Annotated in this window: 24 protein-coding genes; 12 read left to right on the top strand and 12 right to left on the bottom strand. The window is 72.5% G+C overall.

All coding sequences use genetic code 11. The features are described from left to right. Positions 1-97: 97 nt before the first annotated feature. The 3 genes from MT346_RS05420 to MT346_RS05410 are packed head-to-tail and all read right to left on the bottom strand — an operon-like array spanning position 98 to position 2,765. The gene (locus MT346_RS05420) at positions 98-772 is read right to left on the bottom strand and encodes a methionine ABC transporter permease (protein WP_243561823.1); all 675 of its coding nucleotides are present in this window, start codon (positions 770-772) and stop codon (positions 98-100) included. Then, positions 766-1,812: a methionine ABC transporter ATP-binding protein gene (locus MT346_RS05415; RefSeq protein ID WP_243561790.1), complete on the bottom strand. Its 1,047-nt coding sequence runs from the start codon at positions 1,810-1,812 to the stop codon at positions 766-768. The genes MT346_RS05420 and MT346_RS05415 overlap by 7 nt, the downstream gene beginning before the upstream one ends. Further along, entirely contained in the window at positions 1,812-2,765 is a 954-nt protein-coding gene (locus tag MT346_RS05410) for a MetQ/NlpA family ABC transporter substrate-binding protein (RefSeq protein WP_243561789.1), read from the bottom strand. The genes MT346_RS05415 and MT346_RS05410 overlap by 1 nt, the downstream gene beginning before the upstream one ends. Positions 2,766-2,968: 203 nt before the next feature. Between MT346_RS05410 and MT346_RS05405 the strand changes: the two genes are divergently transcribed. Then, complete coding sequence (locus MT346_RS05405; protein WP_243561788.1) at positions 2,969-3,463, top strand: 2'-5' RNA ligase family protein; 495 nt, start codon at positions 2,969-2,971, stop codon at positions 3,461-3,463. An 87-nt stretch (positions 3,464-3,550) separates the two neighbouring features. Here the strand turns inward: MT346_RS05405 and MT346_RS05400 are convergent, their stop codons facing one another. The 3 genes from MT346_RS05400 to MT346_RS05390 form a co-directional block, all read right to left on the bottom strand. Continuing rightward, the gene (locus tag MT346_RS05400) at positions 3,551-4,813 is read right to left on the bottom strand and encodes a D-arabinono-1,4-lactone oxidase (RefSeq protein ID WP_243561787.1); all 1,263 of its coding nucleotides are present in this window, start codon (positions 4,811-4,813) and stop codon (positions 3,551-3,553) included. Positions 4,814-4,997: 184 nt separating this feature from the next. After that, positions 4,998-6,491, bottom strand: coding sequence for an MDR family MFS transporter (locus MT346_RS05395; protein ID WP_243561786.1), 1,494 nt, complete (start codon positions 6,489-6,491; stop codon positions 4,998-5,000). Between the two features lie 160 nt (positions 6,492-6,651). After that, a complete protein-coding gene (locus MT346_RS05390; protein WP_243561785.1) occupies positions 6,652-6,933 on the bottom strand; it encodes an acylphosphatase in 282 nt (93 codons plus the stop codon). Between the two features lie 132 nt (positions 6,934-7,065). Between MT346_RS05390 and MT346_RS05385 the strand changes: the two genes are divergently transcribed. The 7 genes from MT346_RS05385 (at position 7,066) to MT346_RS05355 (ending at position 13,656) form a co-directional block, all read left to right on the top strand. Beyond that, positions 7,066-7,818 carry an NUDIX domain-containing protein gene (locus MT346_RS05385; RefSeq protein WP_243561822.1) on the top strand — a complete coding sequence of 251 codons (753 nt, stop codon included), beginning with the start codon at positions 7,066-7,068 and terminating at the stop codon, positions 7,816-7,818. A gap of 8 nt (positions 7,819-7,826) precedes the next feature. Further along, positions 7,827-9,098 carry a quinolinate synthase NadA gene (gene nadA, locus MT346_RS05380; protein ID WP_243561784.1) on the top strand — a complete coding sequence of 424 codons (1,272 nt, stop codon included), beginning with the start codon at positions 7,827-7,829 and terminating at the stop codon, positions 9,096-9,098. Positions 9,099-9,100: 2 nt separating this feature from the next. Then, the gene (locus MT346_RS05375) at positions 9,101-10,750 is read left to right on the top strand and encodes an FAD-binding protein (RefSeq protein ID WP_243561783.1); all 1,650 of its coding nucleotides are present in this window, start codon (positions 9,101-9,103) and stop codon (positions 10,748-10,750) included. Further along, a complete protein-coding gene (gene nadC / locus MT346_RS05370) occupies positions 10,747-11,646 on the top strand; it encodes a carboxylating nicotinate-nucleotide diphosphorylase (RefSeq protein ID WP_243561782.1) in 900 nt (299 codons plus the stop codon). The genes MT346_RS05375 and nadC overlap by 4 nt, the downstream gene beginning before the upstream one ends. Before the next feature lie 3 nt (positions 11,647-11,649). After that, the gene (locus MT346_RS05365; RefSeq protein ID WP_243561781.1) at positions 11,650-12,789 is read left to right on the top strand and encodes a cysteine desulfurase family protein; all 1,140 of its coding nucleotides are present in this window, start codon (positions 11,650-11,652) and stop codon (positions 12,787-12,789) included. A 79-nt stretch (positions 12,790-12,868) separates the two neighbouring features. After that, positions 12,869-13,138: a hypothetical protein gene (locus MT346_RS05360; protein ID WP_243561780.1), complete on the top strand. Its 270-nt coding sequence runs from the start codon at positions 12,869-12,871 to the stop codon at positions 13,136-13,138. Positions 13,139-13,365: 227 nt separating this feature from the next. Continuing rightward, the gene (locus MT346_RS05355; RefSeq protein ID WP_243561779.1) at positions 13,366-13,656 is read left to right on the top strand and encodes a hypothetical protein; all 291 of its coding nucleotides are present in this window, start codon (positions 13,366-13,368) and stop codon (positions 13,654-13,656) included. Here MT346_RS05355 and MT346_RS05350 read toward each other — a convergent pair. After that, positions 13,616-14,122 (bottom strand): MSMEG_6728 family protein, encoded by a 507-nt coding sequence (locus MT346_RS05350; RefSeq protein WP_243561778.1) that lies wholly within the window; start codon positions 14,120-14,122, stop codon positions 13,616-13,618. The two genes, MT346_RS05355 and MT346_RS05350, sit on opposite strands and share 41 nt — an antisense overlap. An 86-nt stretch (positions 14,123-14,208) precedes the next feature. Between MT346_RS05350 and MT346_RS05345 the strand changes: the two genes are divergently transcribed. Next, positions 14,209-14,805, top strand: coding sequence for an NAD(P)H-dependent oxidoreductase (locus tag MT346_RS05345; RefSeq protein ID WP_243561777.1), 597 nt, complete (start codon positions 14,209-14,211; stop codon positions 14,803-14,805). 135 nt (positions 14,806-14,940) lie between these two features. Here the strand turns inward: MT346_RS05345 and aroQ are convergent, their stop codons facing one another. Beyond that, positions 14,941-15,384, bottom strand: coding sequence for a type II 3-dehydroquinate dehydratase (gene aroQ, locus MT346_RS05340; RefSeq protein ID WP_243561776.1), 444 nt, complete (start codon positions 15,382-15,384; stop codon positions 14,941-14,943). A 68-nt stretch (positions 15,385-15,452) separates the two neighbouring features. Between aroQ and MT346_RS05335 the strand changes: the two genes are divergently transcribed. After that, on the top strand, positions 15,453-16,505 hold the full coding sequence (locus MT346_RS05335) for a CPBP family intramembrane glutamic endopeptidase (RefSeq protein WP_243561775.1): 1,053 nt from the start codon (positions 15,453-15,455) through the stop codon (positions 16,503-16,505). On the opposite strand, the gene MT346_RS05330 is transcribed toward MT346_RS05335, so the two are convergent. Next, positions 16,489-17,580, bottom strand: a complete 1,092-nt coding sequence (locus tag MT346_RS05330; protein ID WP_243561774.1) for a glycoside hydrolase family 5 protein — start codon at positions 17,578-17,580, stop codon at positions 16,489-16,491. The two genes, MT346_RS05335 and MT346_RS05330, sit on opposite strands and share 17 nt — an antisense overlap. A gap of 21 nt (positions 17,581-17,601) precedes the next feature. Beyond that, positions 17,602-17,880: a hypothetical protein gene (locus MT346_RS18555; RefSeq protein WP_374202504.1), complete on the bottom strand. Its 279-nt coding sequence runs from the start codon at positions 17,878-17,880 to the stop codon at positions 17,602-17,604. Between the two features lie 6 nt (positions 17,881-17,886). Between MT346_RS18555 and MT346_RS05325 the strand changes: the two genes are divergently transcribed. Both MT346_RS05325 and MT346_RS05320 read left to right on the top strand, forming a co-directional pair. Then, positions 17,887-19,818 (top strand): heavy metal translocating P-type ATPase, encoded by a 1,932-nt coding sequence (locus MT346_RS05325; RefSeq protein ID WP_374202503.1) that lies wholly within the window; start codon positions 17,887-17,889, stop codon positions 19,816-19,818. A 289-nt stretch (positions 19,819-20,107) separates the two neighbouring features. Continuing rightward, positions 20,108-20,698 carry a DNA-3-methyladenine glycosylase I gene (locus MT346_RS05320; protein WP_308221876.1) on the top strand — a complete coding sequence of 197 codons (591 nt, stop codon included), beginning with the start codon at positions 20,108-20,110 and terminating at the stop codon, positions 20,696-20,698. 10 nt (positions 20,699-20,708) lie between these two features. On the opposite strand, the gene MT346_RS05315 is transcribed toward MT346_RS05320, so the two are convergent. Then, positions 20,709-21,098: a hypothetical protein gene (locus MT346_RS05315; RefSeq protein WP_243561772.1), complete on the bottom strand. Its 390-nt coding sequence runs from the start codon at positions 21,096-21,098 to the stop codon at positions 20,709-20,711. Positions 21,099-21,117: 19 nt separating this feature from the next. Next, positions 21,118-21,537, bottom strand: coding sequence for a hypothetical protein (locus MT346_RS05310; RefSeq protein ID WP_243561771.1), 420 nt, complete (start codon positions 21,535-21,537; stop codon positions 21,118-21,120). Positions 21,538-21,585: the final 48 nt, after the last annotated feature.

The raw sequence follows: 21,585 nt of genomic DNA, 5'->3' as shown, positions 1-21,585 counted from the left end.
GAACCCGGGAACCTACCCACACGACGGACGGGAAGCGCGGTGCCAGCTGGTACCGCGCCTCCTGTCCGGACGGGGTGCGTCCACCGCACCCCGCGCGTCAGCGACGCAACGTCGCCCTGGCCAGGCGGTTGCCGACGAACTGCCCGAGCTGCACGATGACCACGATCGCAGCCACCGACACGTAGACGATCCACCAGTCGTAGCGCTGCGACCCGTAGGTGATCGCGTACTCGCCCAGACCGCCCCCGCCGATCAGTGCGCCCTGCGCGGTCATGTCGACGATCCCGATGAAGATGAACGTGTAGCCCAGGATCAGCGGCCCGAGGCCCTCGGGGATGAGCACGGTCAGCAGGATCGACACCGGGTGCGCGCCCGACGCCCGCGCCGCCTCGACCACACCGGGGTCGACCCCCAGCAGGTTCTGCTCGACGATCCGGGCGACCGCGAACGACGCCGCCAGCGAGATCGCGAACGTCACCGCGGGCACGCCGATCGTCGTCTGCACCACCACGCGCGACAGCGGCGCGATCGCCGCCAGGAAGATGACGAACGGGATGGGTCGGACGATGTTCACGACCAGGTTGATGACCGTGTACGCCGTGCGGCTGCCCATCAGGTTTCCCGGGCGGGTGGCGTACAGCGCCAGCCCGAGTGCCAGCCCGATCACGCCGGCGATGACGAGCGACACCAGCGACATGACGATGGTGTCGCGGACCGAGGACAGGAAGACGTCGAACGTGTCGATGACGCTCTGGAACGAGTTGTTCACGATGCGGCCTCCTCGTCGGTCGTGACACCGGCGGCCCGCAGGTCGCGGACGACGTCGTCGATCGCGCTGCGGTCACCCGACGGGGCGACGAGCTCGTACGTCAGCGACCCGATGCGGCGTTCGCGGATCTCGCCGACGCCGCCGTAGACCAGCTCGGCGGTGACCCCGGCGGACCGGAACACCTGGTCGATGCGGTTCTGCAGCCCGGCCTCGTCGGTGATCTGCACGCTGACCAGTCGGCCCGCGTGCCGCTCGCGCAGGCGCACGAGGGTCTCGGGGGAGGGTCGGTCGTGCAGCGCCGTGCGGACGAAGCGCTTGGTCGCGGCGTTCGTCGGTGCGGAGAACACGTCGTAGACGTCGCCGACCTCGACCACGCGGCCCTGCTCCATCACGGCGACCCGGTCGGCGATCTGCCGCACGGCGTCCATCTCGTGCGTGATGACGATGATCGTCACGCCGAGCTCCCGGTTCACGCGGCGCAGGAGCGACAGCACCTCGGAGGTGGTCTCCGGGTCGAGGGCGCTCGTTGCCTCGTCCGCCAGCAGCAGCTCGGGGTTCGACGCCAGCGCCCGGGCGATGCCGACGCGCTGCTTCTGCCCGCCGGAGAGCTGCTCGGGGTAGGCGTACGCCCGGTCGAGCAGGCCCACGAAGTCCAGCAGTTCGGCCACGCGGCGGTCGCGCTCGTCCTTGGCGACACCGGCGACCTTGAGCGGGTACGCCACGTTGCCGGCGATCGTGCGGGAGCGGAACAGGTTGAACTGCTGGAAGACCATCCCGATGCGGCGTCGCGCCTGACGGCGGTCCCGCTCGGGGATCGCCGTCAGCTCCTGGCCCGCCACGGTGACCGTGCCCGAGGTGGGCAGTTCGAGGGCGTTGACCAGACGGACCAGGGTGGACTTGCCGGCGCCGGAGTACCCGATGACGCCGAGCACCTCGCCCTGCTCGACGTCGAGGGAGACGTCCTCGACCGCCACCACGGTCTCGCCGGTGTCCGCTCGGCGGTAGGACTTGGAGACGCCGCGGAGTTCGACCAGGGCAGCCACTACTTCGTTGCCGCCTTCGCGTCCTGCTCGACGGTCGTGAGTTCCTTCTGGAGCGTCGCGGGGCTCGCGTCGCTGGTCACGGCGTCGGGGTAGTCCTTCGCGAACACCTTCTGCACGGCGTCGTCCTGGAACAGCTTCGCCAGCGACAGGTACGTGGCGTTGTCCTTGTCGGCGTCGCGCACCGTGAAGACGTTGACGTAGGGGGCGGCGGAGGCGCTCTTCGGGTCGTCCTGGAAGATGGCGTCCTTCGTGTCGAGCCCGGCCGACGTGGCGTAGTTCACGTTGACGACCGAGCCGTCCACCGAGCCCTGCTGCAGCGCGTTCGCGGTCTGCGAGGCGTCGAGCGGCTGGACGTCGACCTTGTGCGAGGTGATGTCGGCGACCGTGGAGAACGCGTTGCCGCCGCCCTTGAGCTCGAGCAGGTTCGCGGACTGCAGCACCAGGAGCGCGCGGGCCTCGTTGATGGCGTCGTTCGGGATCGCGATCTTCGCGCCGTCCTGGAACTCCGACGGCTTGGCGACCTTCGTTGAGTACAGCGGCAGCGGGTACACGGCCGTCGCGCCGATCGGCTGCAGGTCGTCGTCCGAGGTCACGTTGTAGTTCGCCAGGTACTGGATGTGCTGGAACTGGTTGATGTCGATCTGCTTGTCCTTGAGCGCGGGGTTCGGCAGCGAGTAGTCCGAGAAGTTCTGCAGCTTCACGGTCACGTTGAGCTGCTGCTTCGCGAGGTCGACGTACGTGTTCCAGTACGGCAGCGACTTGTCCGCGACACCGATCGTCACGGTCTTCGGCGCGGCGTTCGAGCCACCGGCAGCGGCGTCCGACGATCCACCGGAGCGGACGGCGACGGCGACGACGGCGATGATGATCGCGACGACGACCACCGCGGCGGCGACGATCCAGCCGACCGGGCGCTTGCGCTTGGGCTTGTCGGGCAGGGCGGGTGCGGTCATGGGGTGCTCCTCGTGGGCTGGCGGGGGTCACACGCTCGTGGACTGCACCGAGTGTGCCCGGCGGTGCACACGGGGGCGATTCGCGTTCCGCCGTGTTACGACCCGTACCGGGAGACGGCCTGCGCCGGAAGACGGGCGTCGCGTGCCGGCGTCGCGTGCGGGCGCGGCCGCCGCGTGCAGGTGCCGTGTGCAGAATCGGACGAGTGCGCAGCATCGAACTCGTCCTCGACGACGCCTCGGACCGGGCGGTCCGGGCGCTGTGGCAGGCGCTCGTCGCCGCGGAGCTGCCGAGCCTGGGGCACGCCGGCACCAACGACCCGCACGTCACCCTGGTCGCGGGGGAGTCGGTGCCGGTTCCCGGACCGCTCGACGAGCCCCTGCCCACCGCACTGCGGGTCGCGGGCGTGCTGCTGTTCCCCGCCGGGCCCGGCCGGCACGTGTTCGGGCTGGGCGTGGTCGTCGACGAGTCCCTGGCCCGCTTCCACCGGGCCGTGCACCGTGGGGCGCCGGACGCGGTCGACTCGTCGGCTCCTGGCCGGTGGGCGCCGCACCTGACCCTCGCCCGGCGGATCCGCGACGTCGACCTGGGCGCGGGGCTCCGGGCGATCACTGCCGACGCGCCCCTGCCCGAGGTGCTGACGGTGGGCGGTCTGCGGCACTGGGACGGCGACACGAAGGTGACCACGCCGTTGGCGTGAGGTGTCGTGCGGTGGCGGGTGGAGCCTCCAGGCGGGTCCGAGGGGTCGCGTCGCGACGTGTTCCGTGGTGCAGACGGGAGGCCCGGCTCAGGTCCGGAGCACCCGCTCGCCGAACGCGGATGCGAACGTCCGGTCCGGGTCGGCGCGGCCGACCAGCGCACGGAACGCGGGCAGCCGCGGGTAGAGCGCCGCGATCGCGTCGGCGCCGAGCGAGCTCGTCTTGCCCCAGTGCGGACGACCGCCGAGGGGTGCCAGGCGCGCCTCGAGGTCGGGCAGCAGCGCCGCCACCTGCTCGGGGTGCTTCTTCCACGTGAAGGCGATGCAGAACACGTCCTGACCCTGGGTGGGGCTGAGCCACAGGTCGTCCGCGGCCATCGTGCGGAGCTCGGCGACGTGCAGGTGCGGCTGGATGCGGTCGGCCAGGCCGCGCAGGGCGTCGAGGGCGGCGGCCGCGTGCCGGAGGGGCACGAAGTGCTCGCTCTGCACCTCGGAGCCGTGCGAGGGGACGGACGCGATCGGGAAGTGTGGCAGCCGGTCCCACCACGGGCCCATCGACCCGTCGCGGGCGGTGCGGTGCGCATCGCCCGGGGTGCCCGGCAGCCGCGGGACGCCGAACAGGTCGTCGGGGACGTGCTCGGCGCGGGACTTGACGAGGACCTCGCCGATCGCACCGGGTCGGGGGCCTGTGTCGTCGTCGTTGCCGAAGCGCGTGTACGCGCAGACCGAGTACCCGGCGGCGTGGATCTCGGCGGCGTGGTCCAGGAACGTGCGCCACGGGAACGGGCCGTAGGCGTCCTGGCGCATCCGGTAGGTCGGTTCGACGGCGAGCGTGACGCGGGTGACGATCCCGAGCAGCCCCAGGTGCAGCACCGTGCCGGGGAAGTCGGGGTCGGTGTGGGAGACCGTGCGGGTCGTGCCGTCGGGCCCGAGCAGCTCGAGCCCGCGCACGGCCGTGCTGAGCGAACCGAGCGTCGTGCCGGAGCCGTGCGTGCCGGTGGCGATCGCGCCGCCGACCGAGATGTGGGGCAGGGAGCCCGTGTTGTGCAGGGCCAGGCCGAGCGCGTCGAGCTCGGGGGCGACGTCGCCGTACCGGGTGCCCGCGCCGAGGGTGACCGTCGTGCCGTCCGCTGCCCGGTCCACCTGCAGGTCGGTGGGCACCTGCGTCAGGTCGAGCAGCACCCCGGGGGTGTCCGCGACGTCGTTGAACGAGTGCCGGGTGCCGAGGCCGTGCACGCGTGGCTCGCGGGCGACGATGGCGGCGGCGTCGTCCAGCGAGGTCGGGCGTTCGACGCGTGCTGCGCCGTACGTCACGGTGCCGGACCAGTTCAGTTCGCTCGTCGTCGAGGGCATGCGCCCACGATGCCACGCGCGGGTGACAGGAGCGGGGCGGTGGGGTTCCGGGCCCGCGGCGGGCCGGGTGTCGCGTGTTGCACCCCCGTACGAACATCGCGCCCCGGGGTGACGGGGCGCGGTGTTCGTGCGGGGGTGCGAAGCGCGCGCGGGGGGGGCGGCGCGGCCGCGGCGGCCCGACGAGCTAGTGCGCGGGCGGGGGCGTGGGGGCGCCCTCGGGGGTGACCGGCTTGCGCACGAAGCACGCGGCCAGGATCCCGAACAGCGAGATCACCCCGCCCACCAGGAACGCCGTGCGCACACCCGAGGCCGTCGCCGACGCCAGGGCATCCGCACCGGACCCCGCGCCGACGGTCGCCGCGCCGATGGTCAGCAGCGTGACGAACAGCGCGGTACCGGCAGCGCCCGCCAGCTGCTGCGCCGTGCCGAGCACCGCGCTGCCGTGCGAGTAGAGCTTCGGGGGCAGCCCGCCGAGCGCCGCGGTGAACAGCGGCGTGAAGGTCAGCGCCAGGCCGAGGCTCAGGACGACGTGGGCGCCGAGGACGAACCACACGCTCGTGTCCGTGCCGACGGAGGACAGCGCCCACATCACGACACTGATCACGATCGTGCCCGGGATGAGCAGCACGCGCGGACCGTGTCGGTCGTAGATCCGGCCGACGACGGGGGAGAGCAGCCCCATCAGCAGTCCGCCGGGGAGCAGGAGCAGTCCGACGTTCAGGACGTCGAGCCCGAGCACACGCTCGAGGTAGATCGGCAGCAGGATGAGCGTGCCGAGCATCACCAGGAAGGCCAGGCCCATCCCCACGATCGGGACGGTGAAGCCCTTCGTCCGGAACGTGCGCAGGTCGAGCAGGGCACGGTCATCGCGCTGCAGCCGCGTCTGTCGCAGGATGAACAGCGTCAGCGCGACGGCGCCGACCACCAGGGCCGCGACCGGCAGCACCGGGCCGGTCGTCGCGATCTCGGCGATGCTCGACAGGCCGTAGACGATGCCACCGAACGCGAACGCGGACAGGATCACGGACGCCACGTCGAGCGGAGCCCGACGCGGGGTGCCGACGTTCCGGACCTTCACCAGGCCGAGGACCAGCGCGGCGATCGCGATCGGCAGCACGAAGCCGAACAGCCAGCGCCACGAGAACGCGTTGAGGATCAGCCCCGAGATGGTCGGGCCGACGGCCGGTGCCACCGAGATGACGATCGAGATGTTGCCCATGATCCGGCCGCGGTGCGCGGGGTCGACGAGGGTCAGCACGGTGGTCATCAGCAGCGGCATCATGATCGCCGTGCCGCTGGCCTGCACGATGCGGCCGATCAGCAGCACCGAGAACCCGGGGGCGATCAGCGCGATGAGGGTGCCGGCGGAGAACAGGCTCATCGCCGCGACGAAGACCGAGCGTGTGGTGAACCGCTGGATCAGGAACCCGGTGATCGGGATGACGACCGCCATCGTGAGCAGGAACCCGGTGGTGAGCCACTGTCCGGTCGCGGCGCTGATGTCGAGGTCGTCCATCAGGCGGGGCAGGGCCACACCCATGATCGTCTCGTTGAGGATGACGACGAAGGCGGACACGAGCAGCAGCCCGATCACGAGCCGGTCGTCGGCGGCACTCCGGACCGGCGGCTGCGCGAGACTGCCGGTGCGCGGCGCGGTGTCGATGGCGTGGTCGGTCATGGGGTGTGGCTCCGAACGAGAGTCGGTGGAACGGGCGTCGAGGGAAGGTGCGTCGAGACGACGTGCATCGACCGGACGAGCAGTCGACGGGCGGTGCACCGGTGCAGCACCTGAACGGATTCGATCATTCCACGACACGCCGACATCGACGCATGAACGGTCAGTGCAGGATGTCGAACGACTCCGCGTCGCCGTGCGGCACCACCGCGCGTGTGGTGACGGTGGTCACGGTCGCGCTCGGTGGGCCGGCGTGCAGCAGTTCGACCAGCGCGTCGACGGCAGCGGACGGCCCCTCCGCCTCGACCTCGACCGTGCCGTCGAACAGGTTGCGTGCGTACCCCACGAGTTCGAGACCGTCGGCCTTGCGTGCCGTCCAGTACCGGAACCCGACCCCCTGGACGGTCCCCGTCACGACGGCGTGGACCCGTGTCACCGTTGTCATGCCAGCCACGCTAGGCCGGACGTGTTTCCGGATCGTCTCGGCCGTGTCACGAAACCGCGACGTGGTGATAGTGTCTTCTCAACCCGAACACTTCGGGTCGGAATGACCTGAACACGATGGGCGGTGGGGACGATGGACGAGGGCATCCGCGTCGCGGTCTCGACCGTGATCGTCGCGTTGCGCCCACACCCCGACACCGGCGTCCCGGCGCTGTGGATGCCCCTGGTCCGTCGCACGACTGAGCCGTACCGGGGTTCGTGGGCGCTGCCCGGCGGCTGGGTCGGACCGGACGAGGGGCTCGAGGACTCGGCGGCCGCCCGTCTGCGCGAGACGACGAACGTGCAGCCGCGCTACCTCGAGCAGCTCTACGCCTTCGGTGACGTCGACCGCTCGCCCACCCGCGTGGTGTCGATCGTCTACTGGGCCCTGGTGCGTCCGGACGAAGCCAGCACGGTGCCCGACGACTGGAACGTGCGCTGGTTCCTGGCGGACGAGCACCCGCCGATGGCGTTCGACCACGACCGCATCGCCGAGTACGCGCTGTGGCGGCTGCGCACCAAGATGTCGTACTCGCGGATCGCGCAGGCGTTCCTGGGGGACCGGTTCACGCTCGCCGAGCTGCGTGCCGTGTACGAAGCCGTCCTCGGCAAGCCGCTCGACCCGGCGAACTTCCGCCGGCAGGTCGCGCAGTCCGACGCGGTGATCGCCACCGACGAGACCACGAGCGGGGACCGGCACCGCCCGGCCCGGCTGTACCGCTCGAACCCCGACCTGGCCTACGCGGACAACGGCCCGCTCCAGCCCGGTGCCACCAAGCGTCGACCCGGTGCGCCACAGCACCAGGCCGACGCCACTCCGCTCCAGCCAGCCAGCACGAAACGGTAGGAACCCGCGTGTCCATCGCCACCACCATCGAGCTCATCTCCAACGGCCGCGCCGCGGGCAGCACCTGCACGCCCGACCTGGCGATGCCGACCTGGGACTTCGACGACCGGCCCGGCTACGGCCCCGGCTCGTCGATGTCCGACGTCATCCCGACCTCGGCACCGCGCCAGGGCGTGATCCCGGACGAGTACAAGACCGCCCCGGTGGACGAACTGCACGAGCGCATCGAGCGCGCGAAGGCGACCCTGGGCGACCGGGTCGTCGTGCTCGGACACTTCTACCAGCGCGACGAGGTGGTCCGGCACGCCGACTTCCTGGGCGACTCGTTCCAGCTCGCCAACGCCGCGCTCACCAAGCCCGACGCCCAGGCGATCGTCTTCTGCGGCGTGCACTTCATGGCCGAGACGGCCGACGTCCTGGCCCGCGACGACCAGCACGTGATCCTGCCGAACCTGGCCGCGGGCTGCTCGATGGCCGACATGGCCGACATCGACAGCGTCGAGGCCGCGTGGGCCGAGCTCGAGTCGGTGTACGGCACCGAGCCCGACGCCGAGGGCCGCGTGCCGGTCATCCCGGTCACGTACATGAACTCGGCAGCCGACCTCAAGGCGTTCTGCGGTCGGCACGGCGGCATCGTGTGCACGTCCTCGAACGCGGCGACGGTGCTCGAGTGGGCGTTCGAGCGGGGGCAGCGCGTGCTGTTCTTCCCCGACCAGCACCTGGGCCGCAACACCGCCAAGGCGATGGGGATCAGCACCGATCTGATGCCGATGTGGAACCCGCGGAAGCCGCTGGGTGGCAACACCGCGGACGACCTGCAGGCCGCGAAGGTCGTCCTGTGGCACGGGTTCTGCTCGGTGCACCGCCGCTTCACGGTCGAGCAGATCGACCAGGCCCGCGTAGACCACCCGGGCGTCCAGGTCATCGTGCACCCCGAGTGCCCGATGGCCGTCGTCGACGCCGCCGACGTCGCGGGCAGCACCGACCTGATCCGCCGGACCGTCGCCGCCGCCACCGAACCGACGACGTTCGCGATCGGCACCGAGATCAACATGGTCAACCGCCTGGCGGCCGAGTTCCCGCAGCACACGATCTTCTGTCTGGACCCGGTCGTCTGCCCGTGCTCGACGATGTACCGGATCCACCCGGGCTACCTGGCGTGGGTGCTCGAGGCGCTGGTGCGGGGCGAGGTCCTCAACGAGATCGTGGTGCCGGACGCCGTGAAGGCCGACGCCAAGGTCGCCCTCGAACGCATGCTGGCAGCGAAGCCGAAGGGCTGATCGTGCACGTCGTCATCGTCGGGTCCGGCATCGCCGGGCTCACCACCGCCATCCGAGCCAGTGCCCGGCACGACGTCACCCTCGTGACGAAGGGCGCCCTGGCCGACTCCGCCACCAGCTATGCCCAGGGCGGCGTCGCCGTCGCGCTCGGTGCCGACGACACCGCCGCGCTGCACCAGGCGGACACGCACGTCGCCGCGGCGGGCAGCGCCGACTCCCGCGCGGTCGAGGTCCTGTGCACCGACGGCCCGGCCCGCGTCCGCGACCTGCTGGCGCTCGGCGTCCCCTTCGACCGGAGCGCCGACCGCGCCGACCTCGACCGGTACGGCGACGACCTGGCGCGCGGTCGCGAGGCCGCCCACTCCCGCTGGCGGGTCGTCCACGCCGACGGTGACGCGACAGGCGCCGCGATCGAGCAGACCCTGATCCGGGCGCTGCACCGCCAGCACGTCACGATCCTCGAGCGCACCTGCCTGACCGACCTGGTCGTGCGCGACGGTGCCGTGGTCGGGATCGACGTGCTCGACCTGCTCGGTGAACCGCGGCGTATCGATGCCGACGCCGTCGTGCTGGCGTCCGGCGGCGCCGGGCACCTGTACCGCGAGACGACCAACCCGCTCGTCGCGACGGGCGACGGACAGGCGGCGGCCTGGCGTGCCGGTGCGGTCCTGGCCGACGTGGAGTTCGTACAGTTCCACCCGACGCGGCTCGCGGTGCCGGGCGGTGGCCTGGTCTCCGAGGCCGTCCGCGGCGAAGGAGCCGTGCTGCGCGACGCCAGGGGCCGACGCTTCATGACCGACGTGCACCCTGACGCCGACCTCGCACCACGCGACGTGGTGGCCCGGGGCATCGCGGCGGCGCTCCGCGACACGGGCGCCGTCGAGCTCGACGCCACCGCGCTCGACGCGTCGTTCCTGGTCGCCCGGTTCCCCGGACTCACGCGGGCCACGCGCGCCGCGGGCTTCGACTGGACCCGGCAGGGCGTCCCCGTGGCCCCCGCCGCGCACTACGCCATGGGTGGCATCGCGACCGACGCCGAGGGGCGCACCAGCCTGCCCGGGCTGTCCGCTGTCGGCGAGGCCGCCTGCACCGGTGTGCACGGCGCCAACCGGTTGGCCTCGAACTCCCTGCTCGAGGGGCTCGTCTTCGCGGTCCGCGCAGCGGACGCCCTCGACGCACCGCGGCCTGGTCTGCTCCGGCTGCGCGGCGACGTGGCGCTCGCGGTCGCCACGGTGGACGACACGGCGGAGTCGACCCGGGCCTCCCGTCCGGTGGATGCGCACGCAGGGCGGCCTGGAGGCCCGGCTCGGCTCCGCGACGCGGCCGACGTCCGGCAGGCCCTGCAGGCCGTCATGACGGACCATGTCGGCCTGCTGCGCGACGCCGACGGGCTGGCGGCCGCACGACGCGCGCTGGCCGCGCTGACGGCGCCCGTCCCGCGTTCCGTGCGCGAGCACGAGGACCGTGCCCTGCTCGACCTGGCCCGCCTGACCGCCCGCGCCGCCGAGGCCCGAACCGAGTCCCGCGGCGCCCACGCCCGCACCGACCACCCCGACACCGACCCGGGCGCCGCGACCGCGCGCGCCTGGGTGCTCGCTCCCGCGACGGCTCCGACCGCCCTCGCGCTCGTCCCCGAGGAAGCACTCGCATGACCGTCGACCCCGGCTCGATCCCGCCGCACGCCCTGCAGCGGGTCATCCACACCGCGCTCGAGGAGGACGCCCCCTGGGGGGACGTGACGAGCGAGACGCTCATCCCGGCGACCGCCACGGCCACGGCCACCCTCGGCGCCCGCGAACCCGGCGTGCTGAGCGGCGGGGCGGTGTTCACGGCGGTGATGCACGCGGTCGACCCGGCGATCCAGGTGGACCTGCGTGTCGCCGACGGCACCGCGTTCGTACCGGGCGACGTCCTGGCCACCGTGACCGGACCGGCGCGGGCGGTGCTGCGCGGCGAGCGGGTGGCGCTCAACCTGGTGCAGCGGATGTCCGGCATCGCGACGACCACCGCGCAGTACGTCGCCGCTGTGGCCGGCACCAGCGCGCGCATCGTCGACACCCGCAAGACCACGCCGGGACTCCGCGCGATCGAGCGCTACGCCGTGCGCTGCGGCGGCGGGCACAACCACCGCACGTCGCTGTCGGACGCCGTGCTCGCGAAGGACAACCACCTGGCCGTCCTGCTGGCGAGCGGCATCGGGCTCGGCACGGCCATCCGGGCGGCCCGGGCGCGGCTCGGCCACACCGTGCACCTCGAGGTCGAGGTGGACCGCATCGACCAGATCGAACCCGTCGTCGCCGCCGGGGTGGACACGATCATGCTCGACAACTTCACCCCGGACATGCTCGTCGAGGGCATCCGCGTCGTCGGGGGACGCGCCCTGGTCGAGGCATCGGGCGGGGTGTCGCTCGACACCGTCGCGGCGATCGCGGCGACGGGCGTGGACGTCATCTCGGTCGGGGCGCTGACGCACTCGGCGCGGGCACTGGACCTGGGGCTCGACATGGACGTCGTGGACACTGCTGCTGCTCCCACTGCGTCGGACTGAGCCGTGTTCTACCTGGACCGTGCCGCCACCACCCCCGTCCGCCGCGAGGTGCTCGAGGCGATGTGGCCGTGGCTGACGGGCGGCTTCGGCAACCCGTCCTCGACCCACGGGCTGGGCGACCAGGCGGCACGGGGACTGGCCGACGCCCGGCAGCGGGTCGCCGACGTGCTGGGGTGCCGGCCGGCCGAGGTCGTCTTCACCGCGGGCGGCACCGAGGGCGCCAACACCGCCGTGAAGGGCATCGCGCTCGCGTCGCCGCGTGGCCGGCACGTCGTCACGACCGCGATCGAGCACGAGGCCGTGCTCGAGAGCTGCCGCTACCTCGAGCGCTTCCACGGGTTCACCGTGACGGTCCTGCCGGTCGACGCCGACGGTCGGGTCGCCCCGGACGTCCTGGCCGCAGCGCTCCGACCGGACACCACGCTCGTGTCGATCGCGCACGCGGACAACGAGATCGGCACCGTGCAGGACCTGCCGGCGCTCGCAGCGGTGGCACACGCGGTCGGAGCACGGTTCCACACCGACGCCGTGCAGTCCGCGCCGTGGCTGCCGATCGGGCTCGACGTCCTGGGCGTCGACGCGCTGAGCTGCTCCGGGCACAAGCTGGGCGCGCCGAAGGGCACCGGCGTGCTGGCGGTCCGCGCCGGCGTGCCGCTGGAGCCGCTCGTGCACGGCGGGGGACAGGAACGCGGGCGCCGGTCGGGCACCGAGGACGTCGCCGGTGCCGTGGCGGTGGCGACGGCGCTGTCGATCACCGCCGCGGGACGGTCCGGTGCGGCGGAGCAGGCGTCCGCGACCCGGGACGCCGTGATCGCGGGCGTGCTCGCCGGGGTGCCCGGTGCGTTCGTCACCGGATCCGTCGAGCACCGGCTGCCCGGGCACGCATCGTTCTGCTTCCCCGGGGTGACGGGGGAGACCGTGCTGCTCGAGCTCGAACAGCGCGACGTCGTGTCGTCGTCGGGAAGCGCCTGCGCCGCGGGCAGCACCGAGGCGTCGCACGTGCTCGTGGCGCTCGGGCTGTCCGAGGACCTGGCACGCAGTGCCGTGCGGTTGACGTTCGACCAGACGCTCGCGACCGCGGACGTGCCGCTCGTCGTCGAGGCCGTCACACGCGCGGTCGAGACCGTCCGCGCGCTTCGCTGAGGTGTACTAGACGTTCTACTCCATCACTGGGGACCTGTCCCCCCTTCTGCGGACACGCGTTCTCGGGCAGAGTGGGGTCATGGCCAACGCGACGATGAACCGACGGGCTCCCCGGGAGGACCGCTTCCGGGCGGTGCAGCTCCTGCCGGCACCCGCCACCGTCCTCGCGCTGGCCGTGGCCGCGGGGCACGACGTCGGCTCCGCACCCCTCGGGCTGATCGCCGTGGTCGGCGCGCTGGCGACCATCGGGAGCGCCCTGCTCCCGCTGGTGTGCTCGGCCGTCGCACGACGCTCCATGCCCGCTCCGGCCGAGTCGGATCGGTACCGGGAGGACATCGACCACCCCTGAGGACCCGCGCCGCTCGTGTCCGCACCCGCGGAGACCGACGACGCGAACGAACCGGACGCCCACCCCTGAAGACGGCGTCCGGGGCGGGACGCGGCATCCCCTGTGCCACGGCCCGCTGCACCCAGAGACCCGTCGCGGGTCGCGGAAACGTCGTCACCCCTGGACGACGCCTCCGAGCCCCCTGTGCCCGCGGCGGGTCGTGGTGTGCCCACCGGTAGCGTGGCGAGGTGCCCTCGTACCGTGTGACGCTCGCCGTCGGAGCCCTCGCTGCCGGCATCGCCCCCGACGCGGTCCTGCCCGCCGCGGCACGCCTGGCGGGGGAGCGCGCCGTCGTCGAGGCGCAGGACGTCCGACTGCTGCGCGGCGTCCCGTGCGCGGTCGTCCGCTACGAAGCGGTCGACGACGACCAGGCCGTGGCCGTGCGTCGCCACGTGGTCGACGGACTGAGCGGCACGGTCGAGGTCCGCTCCGACGTCGTCACCCGGCGCGACGGGGGTCGGTGGACGCCGATCGCGTGAGCGTGCCGGTGTCCTTCGCTGCCGACGGCACGGGCCACACGTAGTCCAGGTCGTCCGGCACGTCGGGGAACAGCGGGCGGTAGTGCTCGCGGTCCTTCTGCACGAGCTTCGACCGGTGCGACCGGTGCACGGCCTCGTCGGCGTTCCACGACGGCACCGGGAAGTCACCGCGCTCGTACGCGGCCAGGTCCTCGGGGGAGCGCCCCAGGTCCTCCAGGGTCTTCGCCAGGCACGTGTCCGCGTGGCCCCGCTCCAGCCACACCGAGCACGTGGCGTCCTGGTACGCCATCAGGGCCGGCCGGTACCCGCGCCACATCGCGACGACCGGGTGGTGCTGCCACCCGTAGTCCGGCAGCGTCAGGGCCCGCATGACCTGCAGGGTCTCGACGCGCTGCTTGCCGAGCCGCTTGTCGTCGAGGACCTCGGCCGAGGCGCGGAAGTCGGCGAAGGGCAGGAACGTCTGCATGCCGGGGACGCTACGCCGCAGGGCTGGACCGACACATGTCGTCACAACCCGGCCCGGTCCGCGGCCGGCGTGTGAGCATCGGGACCATGAGCGGAGAACTCGTCGTCGGTGTCAGCGGCAGCCCGTCCGACCCCTCGCGCACGTCGACCCTGGTGACCGCGACGGTCGCACGGCTGGCCGACGAGATCGAGGACGCCCGGACCCAGGTCGTCGAGATCGGGCCGTTGCTGGCCGACCTCGGCGCCGCGTCCGACCGGTCGACGATGGCGCCCGCGACCGTGGCCGCGCTCGAGGCGGTCGAGTCCGCCGACGTGCTCGTGGTCGGCAGCCCGGCCTTCCGCGCCGCGTACTCCGGTGCCTTCAAGCTCTTCTTCGACTGGGTCGGGCAGTACGACCTGGTCGACACCCCCGTCCTGCTGACGGCCACGGGCGGCAGCGACCGGCACGCCCTGCTCGTCGAGCACCAGATGCGCCCGCTGTTCGGGTTCTTCCAGTCGACCACGCTGCCGCTCGGGGTCTTCGGCAACGAGCGGGACTTCACCAAGCGCGAGGGGGGATACGACATCAGCAGCCTCGACCTCGAGCTGCGCATCGACCAGGCCGTGCGGCGTGCACTGCCGATCATCCGCGGCGGTTTCGTCGGCGCGGCAACGACGGACGTGCCCCGTCCCGCCGACTTCTGAACCGCACCAGCTCGTGGACCGCACCAGCGGACGGACCGCGCCAGCGGACGGACCGCGCCAGCGGACGGACGGGAGGCCCGTGGCGACGCCGCCACGGGCCTGGCGTCCGTCCGGCCGGTCGCCCGAGGGCCGCGCTCAGCCGAGCAGTGACGCCACGTGCGCGACCGCCAGGCGGTAGCCGTCCGCGCCGGCTCCGGCGATCACCGCGGTCGCCGCCGTGGCGACGTGGTCGACGTGGCGGAACGGCTCGCGCTTCCACGTGTTGGACAGGTGCACCTCGACCACGGGGACGGTGAGGGCCTCGACCGCGTCGTGCAGCGCGACCGACGTGTGCGCGTAGGCGGCGGGGTTGATGACGACCGCGGCGTGGTCGTCGAGTGCCTCGTGCAGCCACTCGACGAGCTCGCCCTCGCGGTTGGTCTGCCGGAAGTCGACACCGAGCCCGTGTGTCGCCGCCTCGGTCTCGACCACCTGGCGCAGGTCGTCCAGGGTGACGCTGCCGTACTGCGCCGGGTCGCGACGGCCCAGGATGTCCAGGTTCGGGCCGTTGAGGACGAGGATGCGGGGCTGCTCGGTCATGGCCAGAGCCTATCCACGAGCCGGTGTCGACCGTGGTGTCCGTCGGGGGTGGCCGGTAGCATTCCAGCATGACCGACGCCCCGCACACGCAGCCCGCCCGCATCGTCCCGGTGTGGGCGATCGTCGCGTTCCTGGTGCTGGCGCTCGGCGGTGCGTGGGCCGTCACACTGCCGCTGTGGCTGTCCGGGCGCGGGCTGAGCACGCCCGGAGCCACCCTGTTCATCGTCGGCATGATGTTCACCCCGCTGGTCGCTGCAGCGCTCGTGCTGCTGGTGCTCGGACGCCGCCGACCGCGTCCGGTGCTGCGGTTCCTGGGCGTGTGGCCGCTCCGGCCGGCCAAGCGCACGGTGTGGGTGACCGTCGCGGCCTACCTCGGTGGGTTGCTGCTGCCGGTGGCCGCGCTCGCCGTCGCCGTCGCCGCGGGGTGGTTCCCGCTCGACCTGACCGGCTTCGGTGGGTTCCGTGACGTGCTCCGCGCTCAGGGGCTGACCCAGCTGCCCGTGCCGATCGGGGTGCTCGTCACCGCCCAACTGGTGCAACTGCCGTTCCTGGCGGCGTTCAACGCCTTCGTCACCATCGGCGAGGAGATCGGGTGGCGGGGCTTCCTGGTGCCGGCCCTGTCGCGCTTCGGCACCTGGCCCGCACTGATCGGCTCCGGGGTCGTCTGGGGCCTGTGGCACACGCCGATCATCCTGCTCGGCTACAACTTCGGGCGTTTCGACGGGCTCGGGGTGCTGTTCATGGTCGTGGCGTGCGTGCTGCTCGGCACCGTGCTGGGGTGGCTCCGGTTGCGCACCGGGTCCGTCTGGCCCGCGGTGTTCGCCCACGCCGGGGTGAACGGCGCCGCCGGGGTCGGGACCGTGCTCGCCGCGTCGGGGGTCGGCGTGTCGAACGTGCTGCGCAGCCCGCTCGGGTACTCCGGCTGGATCGTGCTGGCCGTCGTGATCGCGGTGCTCGTCCTCACCGGCGCGGTCCGACGCCGCGGCGAACTGGCACCGGCACGTCCGGCCGCATCGACCCGGCCGAGCACGCAGGACGCGCAGCCCGCGCCGTCCGGGTCTCCCTCGGTGTCGCCGTCCGGGTCTCCCTCCGTGTCGCCCGACGTCAGAGCGGGCGACTGAGGAAGTACCGCCGGATCGCGTCGCCGTAGGGCGTCGGGGTGCCGCTCCAGTCGCTGATCATGGCGGAGCCGCCGTACTGTCCGCCGTCCGGGCAGCCCGTCACGCCGAAGTTCCAGAACACGTACCCGTCGCCGCCGTTCCGGTCCATCCACTGCATGAACGCCAGCGGCATGGTCGTCGAGCAGTCGTTCACGCCGATCTCCTCGGCGACCATCGGCATCTTCACCGCGACCGGCCGGAAGTTCGCCGTCCAGCACGACGCCGTCACGCAGCTCTTGAAGTTGTACAGGTGCTGGCCGGCCACCAGGGCCTTCGCGGGGTCGGTCGGCATCGCGGTCAGCAGCGGCGACATGTCGTGCCCCCAGTCCAGCCCGTTCACGATGATCGGCTGCCTCGCCCCCGTCGCCCGGATGGTGTCGACGAGCTGCTGGTACCCGGCTGCCTGCCAGCCCTCGGGCATCTGGCAGCCGTTCCGCCAGCAGTCGACCGAGATGTCGTGCGGTTCGTTGAACGGTTCGTACAGCACGGCCGGGCTCGACGCGAGCCGGCTGGCCACCGAGGTCCAGAAGGGCAGCGAGTAGGTGGTGTTCGCCATCTCCTTCTGCTGCTCGCCCCAGATCGCCTTCGGTCCGGTGAAGTGCAGGTCCAGGATCGTCCGGATGCCGTTCGCCGCCAGGCGGTCGACGTAGTCCTGCACCGCCGCTCGGTAGGGCTCGCCGGTGGACTGCGGTGCCCAGTCGATGCCGAGCCAGCAGTGCTCGTTCAACGGCAGCCGCACGGCGTTGACGTTCCACGACCGCAGCAGGTCGATCGACGCCTGGTCGGTCGGGCCGGAGAACACGCCGCCGCCCTGCTGGCAGTTGTACTCGGTGCCGGAACGGTTCACGCCGCGCAGCTTCACGGCCCGGCCCGAGGTGTCCACGAGCGCGTTCTTCGCGACGCGCAGGGCGGTGACGGGGACGGCGGGGGTGGTGGTGGCGGACGCGGTGGTTGCGGGGACCAGGACCCCCGCGACGACCGCGATGACGGTGAGTCCGGTCGCGACGCTGCGCCGGAGGATGCTGGATCGCCTCATGGGGTCATGGTCCACCCGCGGTCAGCAGGTGTCCACCACGCCGGCTCGATGCGAACGGTACCCCCTGGGGGTATCATCGGGGACATGGACGAGCACGACGAGCACCAGCACCACGCGACGACCGTGCGGGATGCGTCCCACGACGACGCCCGCCGGCACGACCTCGACGTCGACCAGCACGAGCACCACGGCGGCGGCGATCACGATCCCCACGCGGATCACGGCCACGCCGAGCACGACCACGGCGGCCATCACGACGCACACGCCGGCCACCACGGGCACGGCGGACACGGGGACCACGCCGCGATGTTCCGCGACAAGTTCTGGTGGAGCCTGGTGCTCGCCGTGCCGGTCGTCGCGTTCAGCACCATGTTCGCGGACATCCTGCACTATCCGCTTCCCGATGCCGCGTGGGCGGGTTGGGTCTCGCCGGTCCTCGGCACGGTGCTGTTCCTGTACGGCGGCTGGCCGTTCCTGAGCGGTGGGGTCGCCGAGGCCCGCGCGAAGCAGCCCGGCATGATGCTGCTGATCGGCATGGCCATCGTGGTGGCCTTCGTCGCGTCCTGGATCACCAGCCTGGGCCTGTTCGGGCTCGACCTCGACTTCTGGTGGGAGCTCGCGCTCCTGATCGTGATCATGCTGCTCGGCCACTGGATCGAGATGCGCGCGATGGGCGTCGCGTCCAGTGCCCTCGACGCCCTCGCGGCCCTGCTGCCCGACGAAGCGGACGTGGTCGACGACCAGGGCGACGTGTCCCGGGTGGCCGTGGCGAGCCTCCAGGTCGGTCAGACGGTCGTGGTCCGTCCCGGCGGACGCGTGCCGGCGGACGGCCGGGTCGTCGGCGGCCGCGCGCAGGTCGACGAGTCGATGATCACGGGGGAGTCCGTCGCCGTCGAACGCGGCTCCGGGGACCGCGTGGTCGCCGGCACCGTCGCCACCGACAGCTCGATCCGCGTCCGCATCACGGCCACCGGCGACGACACCGCACTGTCGGGCATCCAGCGGATGGTCGCCGAGGCGCAGTCGTCCTCCTCGCGCACCCAGGTGCTCGCTGATCGCGCGGCGGCCCTGCTGTTCTTCTTCGCCACCGGCGCTGCGATCATCACGTTCGTCGTGTGGATCCTGCTCGGCAGCCCGACCGAGGCGATCACCCGCACGGTCACCGTCCTGATCATCGCGTGCCCGCACGCCCTGGGGCTGGCGATCCCGCTCGTCGTCGCGATCTCCACCGAGCGTGCCGCCAAGGCCGGCATCCTGGTCAAGGACCGCCTGGCGCTCGAGGCGATGCGGAACGTCGACACCGTCGTGTTCGACAAGACCGGCACCCTGACCACCGGGTCGCCCGAGGTCGTGGACACCGTCGGCGATGACGCCGTCCTCGGGCTCGCCGCCGCCGCCGAACGCGACAGCGAGCACCCCGTCGCCCGGGCGATCGTCGCCGCGGCCGAGCAGCGCCGCGTGGCCGTGCCGTCCGACGTCTCCGAGACCGGGTCCGTCCCCGGCCGCGGGGTCACCGCGACCGTCGCAGGCCAGCGTGTCGAGGTCGGTGGCCCCGCGATGCTGCGTGACGGCGGCGCAGCGGTCCCCGCCGAGTTCGAGGACACGATCGCGCGGTGGCGTGCCGAGGGTGCGGCGGTCATCGTCGCGGTCGTCGACGGTACTGTCCGGGCGGCGTTCGCCGTGCGAGACGCCGTGCGCCCCGAGTCGGCCGAGGCCGTCCGCGCCCTGCACGCCCGCGGCATCCGCGTGGCGATGGTCACGGGTGACGCCCAGCAGGTCGCCGAGGCCGTCGCCCGCGAGCTCGGGATCGACGAGGTCCGCGCCGAGGTCCTGCCCGAGGACAAGGACTCCGAGGTCGCCCGGTTGCAGCAGGGCGGCGCCGTGGTCGCGATGGTCGGCGACGGCGTGAACGACGCACCCGCGCTCGCCCGTGCGGACGTCGGCATCGCGATCGGCGCCGGTACCGACGTCGCCGTGCAGAGCGCCGGTGTGGTGCTCGCCTCGAACGACCCGCGCCGCGTGCTCACCGTGATCGACCTGTCGCGTGCGACCTACGGCAAGATGGTGCAGAACCTGGTGTGGGCGACGGGCTACAACCTGCTGTCGGTCCCACTGGCAGCCGGTGTGCTGGCGGGCGTCGGCTTCGTGCTGTCGCCGGCGGTCGGTGCGGTGCTGATGAGCCTGTCGACCGTCATCGTCAGCCTGAACGCCCAGCTGCTGCGGCGCTTCCGCGCCTGACACCGGGGTCGGCCGCGCTGGCCCGGCTGGCCCCGGCTGGCCCCGGCTGGCCCCGGCTGGCCCCGGCTGACCGGTCGCAACACCCCGGCGGCGCATCCTCGAGTGGTCACGAGTCGTCGTTCGCGGCGCTGCCGATCGACGATCTGTGACCGGTCGAGGGAGGTGAGCGGGGTGTCGTGACCAGTCGGGCGCCGGCACGGGCCGCGGCGGACCTCGCCCGATCGACGATCTGTGACCACCGGGATTTCATGAGCGGGGTGTCGTCGGTGCGGACCGGCAGGATGGACCCGTGAGTGATCTGGTGACCGGGGACGACGGACTGGCCCGCCCCGCCTGGGCGTCGGTCGACCCGATGCTGCGCGACTACTACGACACCGAGTGGGGCATGCCCGTCCGCGACGAGCGGGGGGTGTTCGAGCGGCTGTCGCTCGAGGCCTTCCAGTCCGGCCTGTCCTGGCGCACGATCCTGGCCAAGCGTCCCGCCTTCCGCGCCGCCTTCGCCGACTTCGACCCGGACATCGTCGCGGGCTTCGGCGAGGACGACGTCGCCCGGCTGATGGCCGACGCTGGCATCGTCCGGAACCGCGCGAAGATCCTGGCGACGATCACGAACGCGAACGCCACGATCGCCCTGCGCGCGGACGGTGGCCTGGCGGAGTTCGTGTGGTCGTTCCGCCCGGAGTCGACCCCGCAGCCGCGGACGTTCGCCGAGGTCCCGACCACGAGCGACGAGTCCGTCGCCCTGTCGAAGGCCCTGCGGAAGCGCGGGTTCGCGTTCGTCGGGCCCACGACGATGTTCGCGCTGATGGAGGCCCTCGGCATCGTCGACACCCACCTGGTCGACAGCCACCGTCGCGGCACCTCGGGCGTCTGGTCCTGACGCCACGGGGTCACACCGCGCAGTCCACCGTGTCCTCGTCGCGTGCCGACGACACGCGTTGCTCGTGTGACTCGGCCTGTTCGCCGCGCGCGTCGAGCACCAGGCACGTGGTGTCCCGGTCCGTGTCGCCGGTCCCCGGGTGCGGATCGACCTCGCAGTCCTCGGTCGATCCGCGGTCGACGCTCATCGTGGTCCGGCTGCCGGGCCGCAGGTCCTCACGGTTGTCCCAGAGACAGGTCAGGTCGACGCTCCCGCGGGTGTCGTTCACGACGACCACGGAGGTCGGCGCTGTGAACAGCCCCAGCACTGACGCCACCCAGACGACCGCGGCGATGCTCAGCCCGACCGCCAGGACGGCGACCACCAGCAGTGCGTCCGGGCGACGGTGCGAGAGCGTCACCCATCGAGGCTGCACGGTGTCAGCCGCCACAGCCGGACCGCGTCACCGACATGAGCCCACCGGTGCACGCGGACTCTGACCAGCCGCTTGCACCGGACGAGTCCCAGGCGCCGGTCGACGCGATGGACACCCCGGCCGCCGTCGTCCGCAGGAAGGTCGGGACCGGGTCCCCGTCGGTCGTGGCGGCCGTCCACGCGAACGTCGCTCCGTCGCCTCGGTCGGACGCCGTTCGCAGACACCGCAGCGCCGCAGCCGGCAACGGACCGGCCCCCTGCATCTCCGCGGTCCCGCAGTCGGTCCCAGACGACGACATCACCCACGCGGGCGCGTCCGGCAGGTCCCGTGCGGCATCGATCGGGTCGGCAGGAACACCACTGCAGGCCGTCAGCGCGCCGAGACCGGCCACCGCGAGCCCGGCCGTCAGCAGGAGTCGTCGCACGGCACGAGCATGCCACGGCACGCGCCGGTCCGGAGGACGGCTCCCGGG

It is taken from the genome of Curtobacterium sp. VKM Ac-2922, from assembly GCF_022815645.1.
In the GTDB taxonomy this organism is placed as follows: domain Bacteria; phylum Actinomycetota; class Actinomycetes; order Actinomycetales; family Microbacteriaceae; genus Curtobacterium.
The sequence above is the reverse complement of the archived record's forward strand: the minus strand, read 5'-3'. Positions and strand labels throughout refer to the sequence as shown.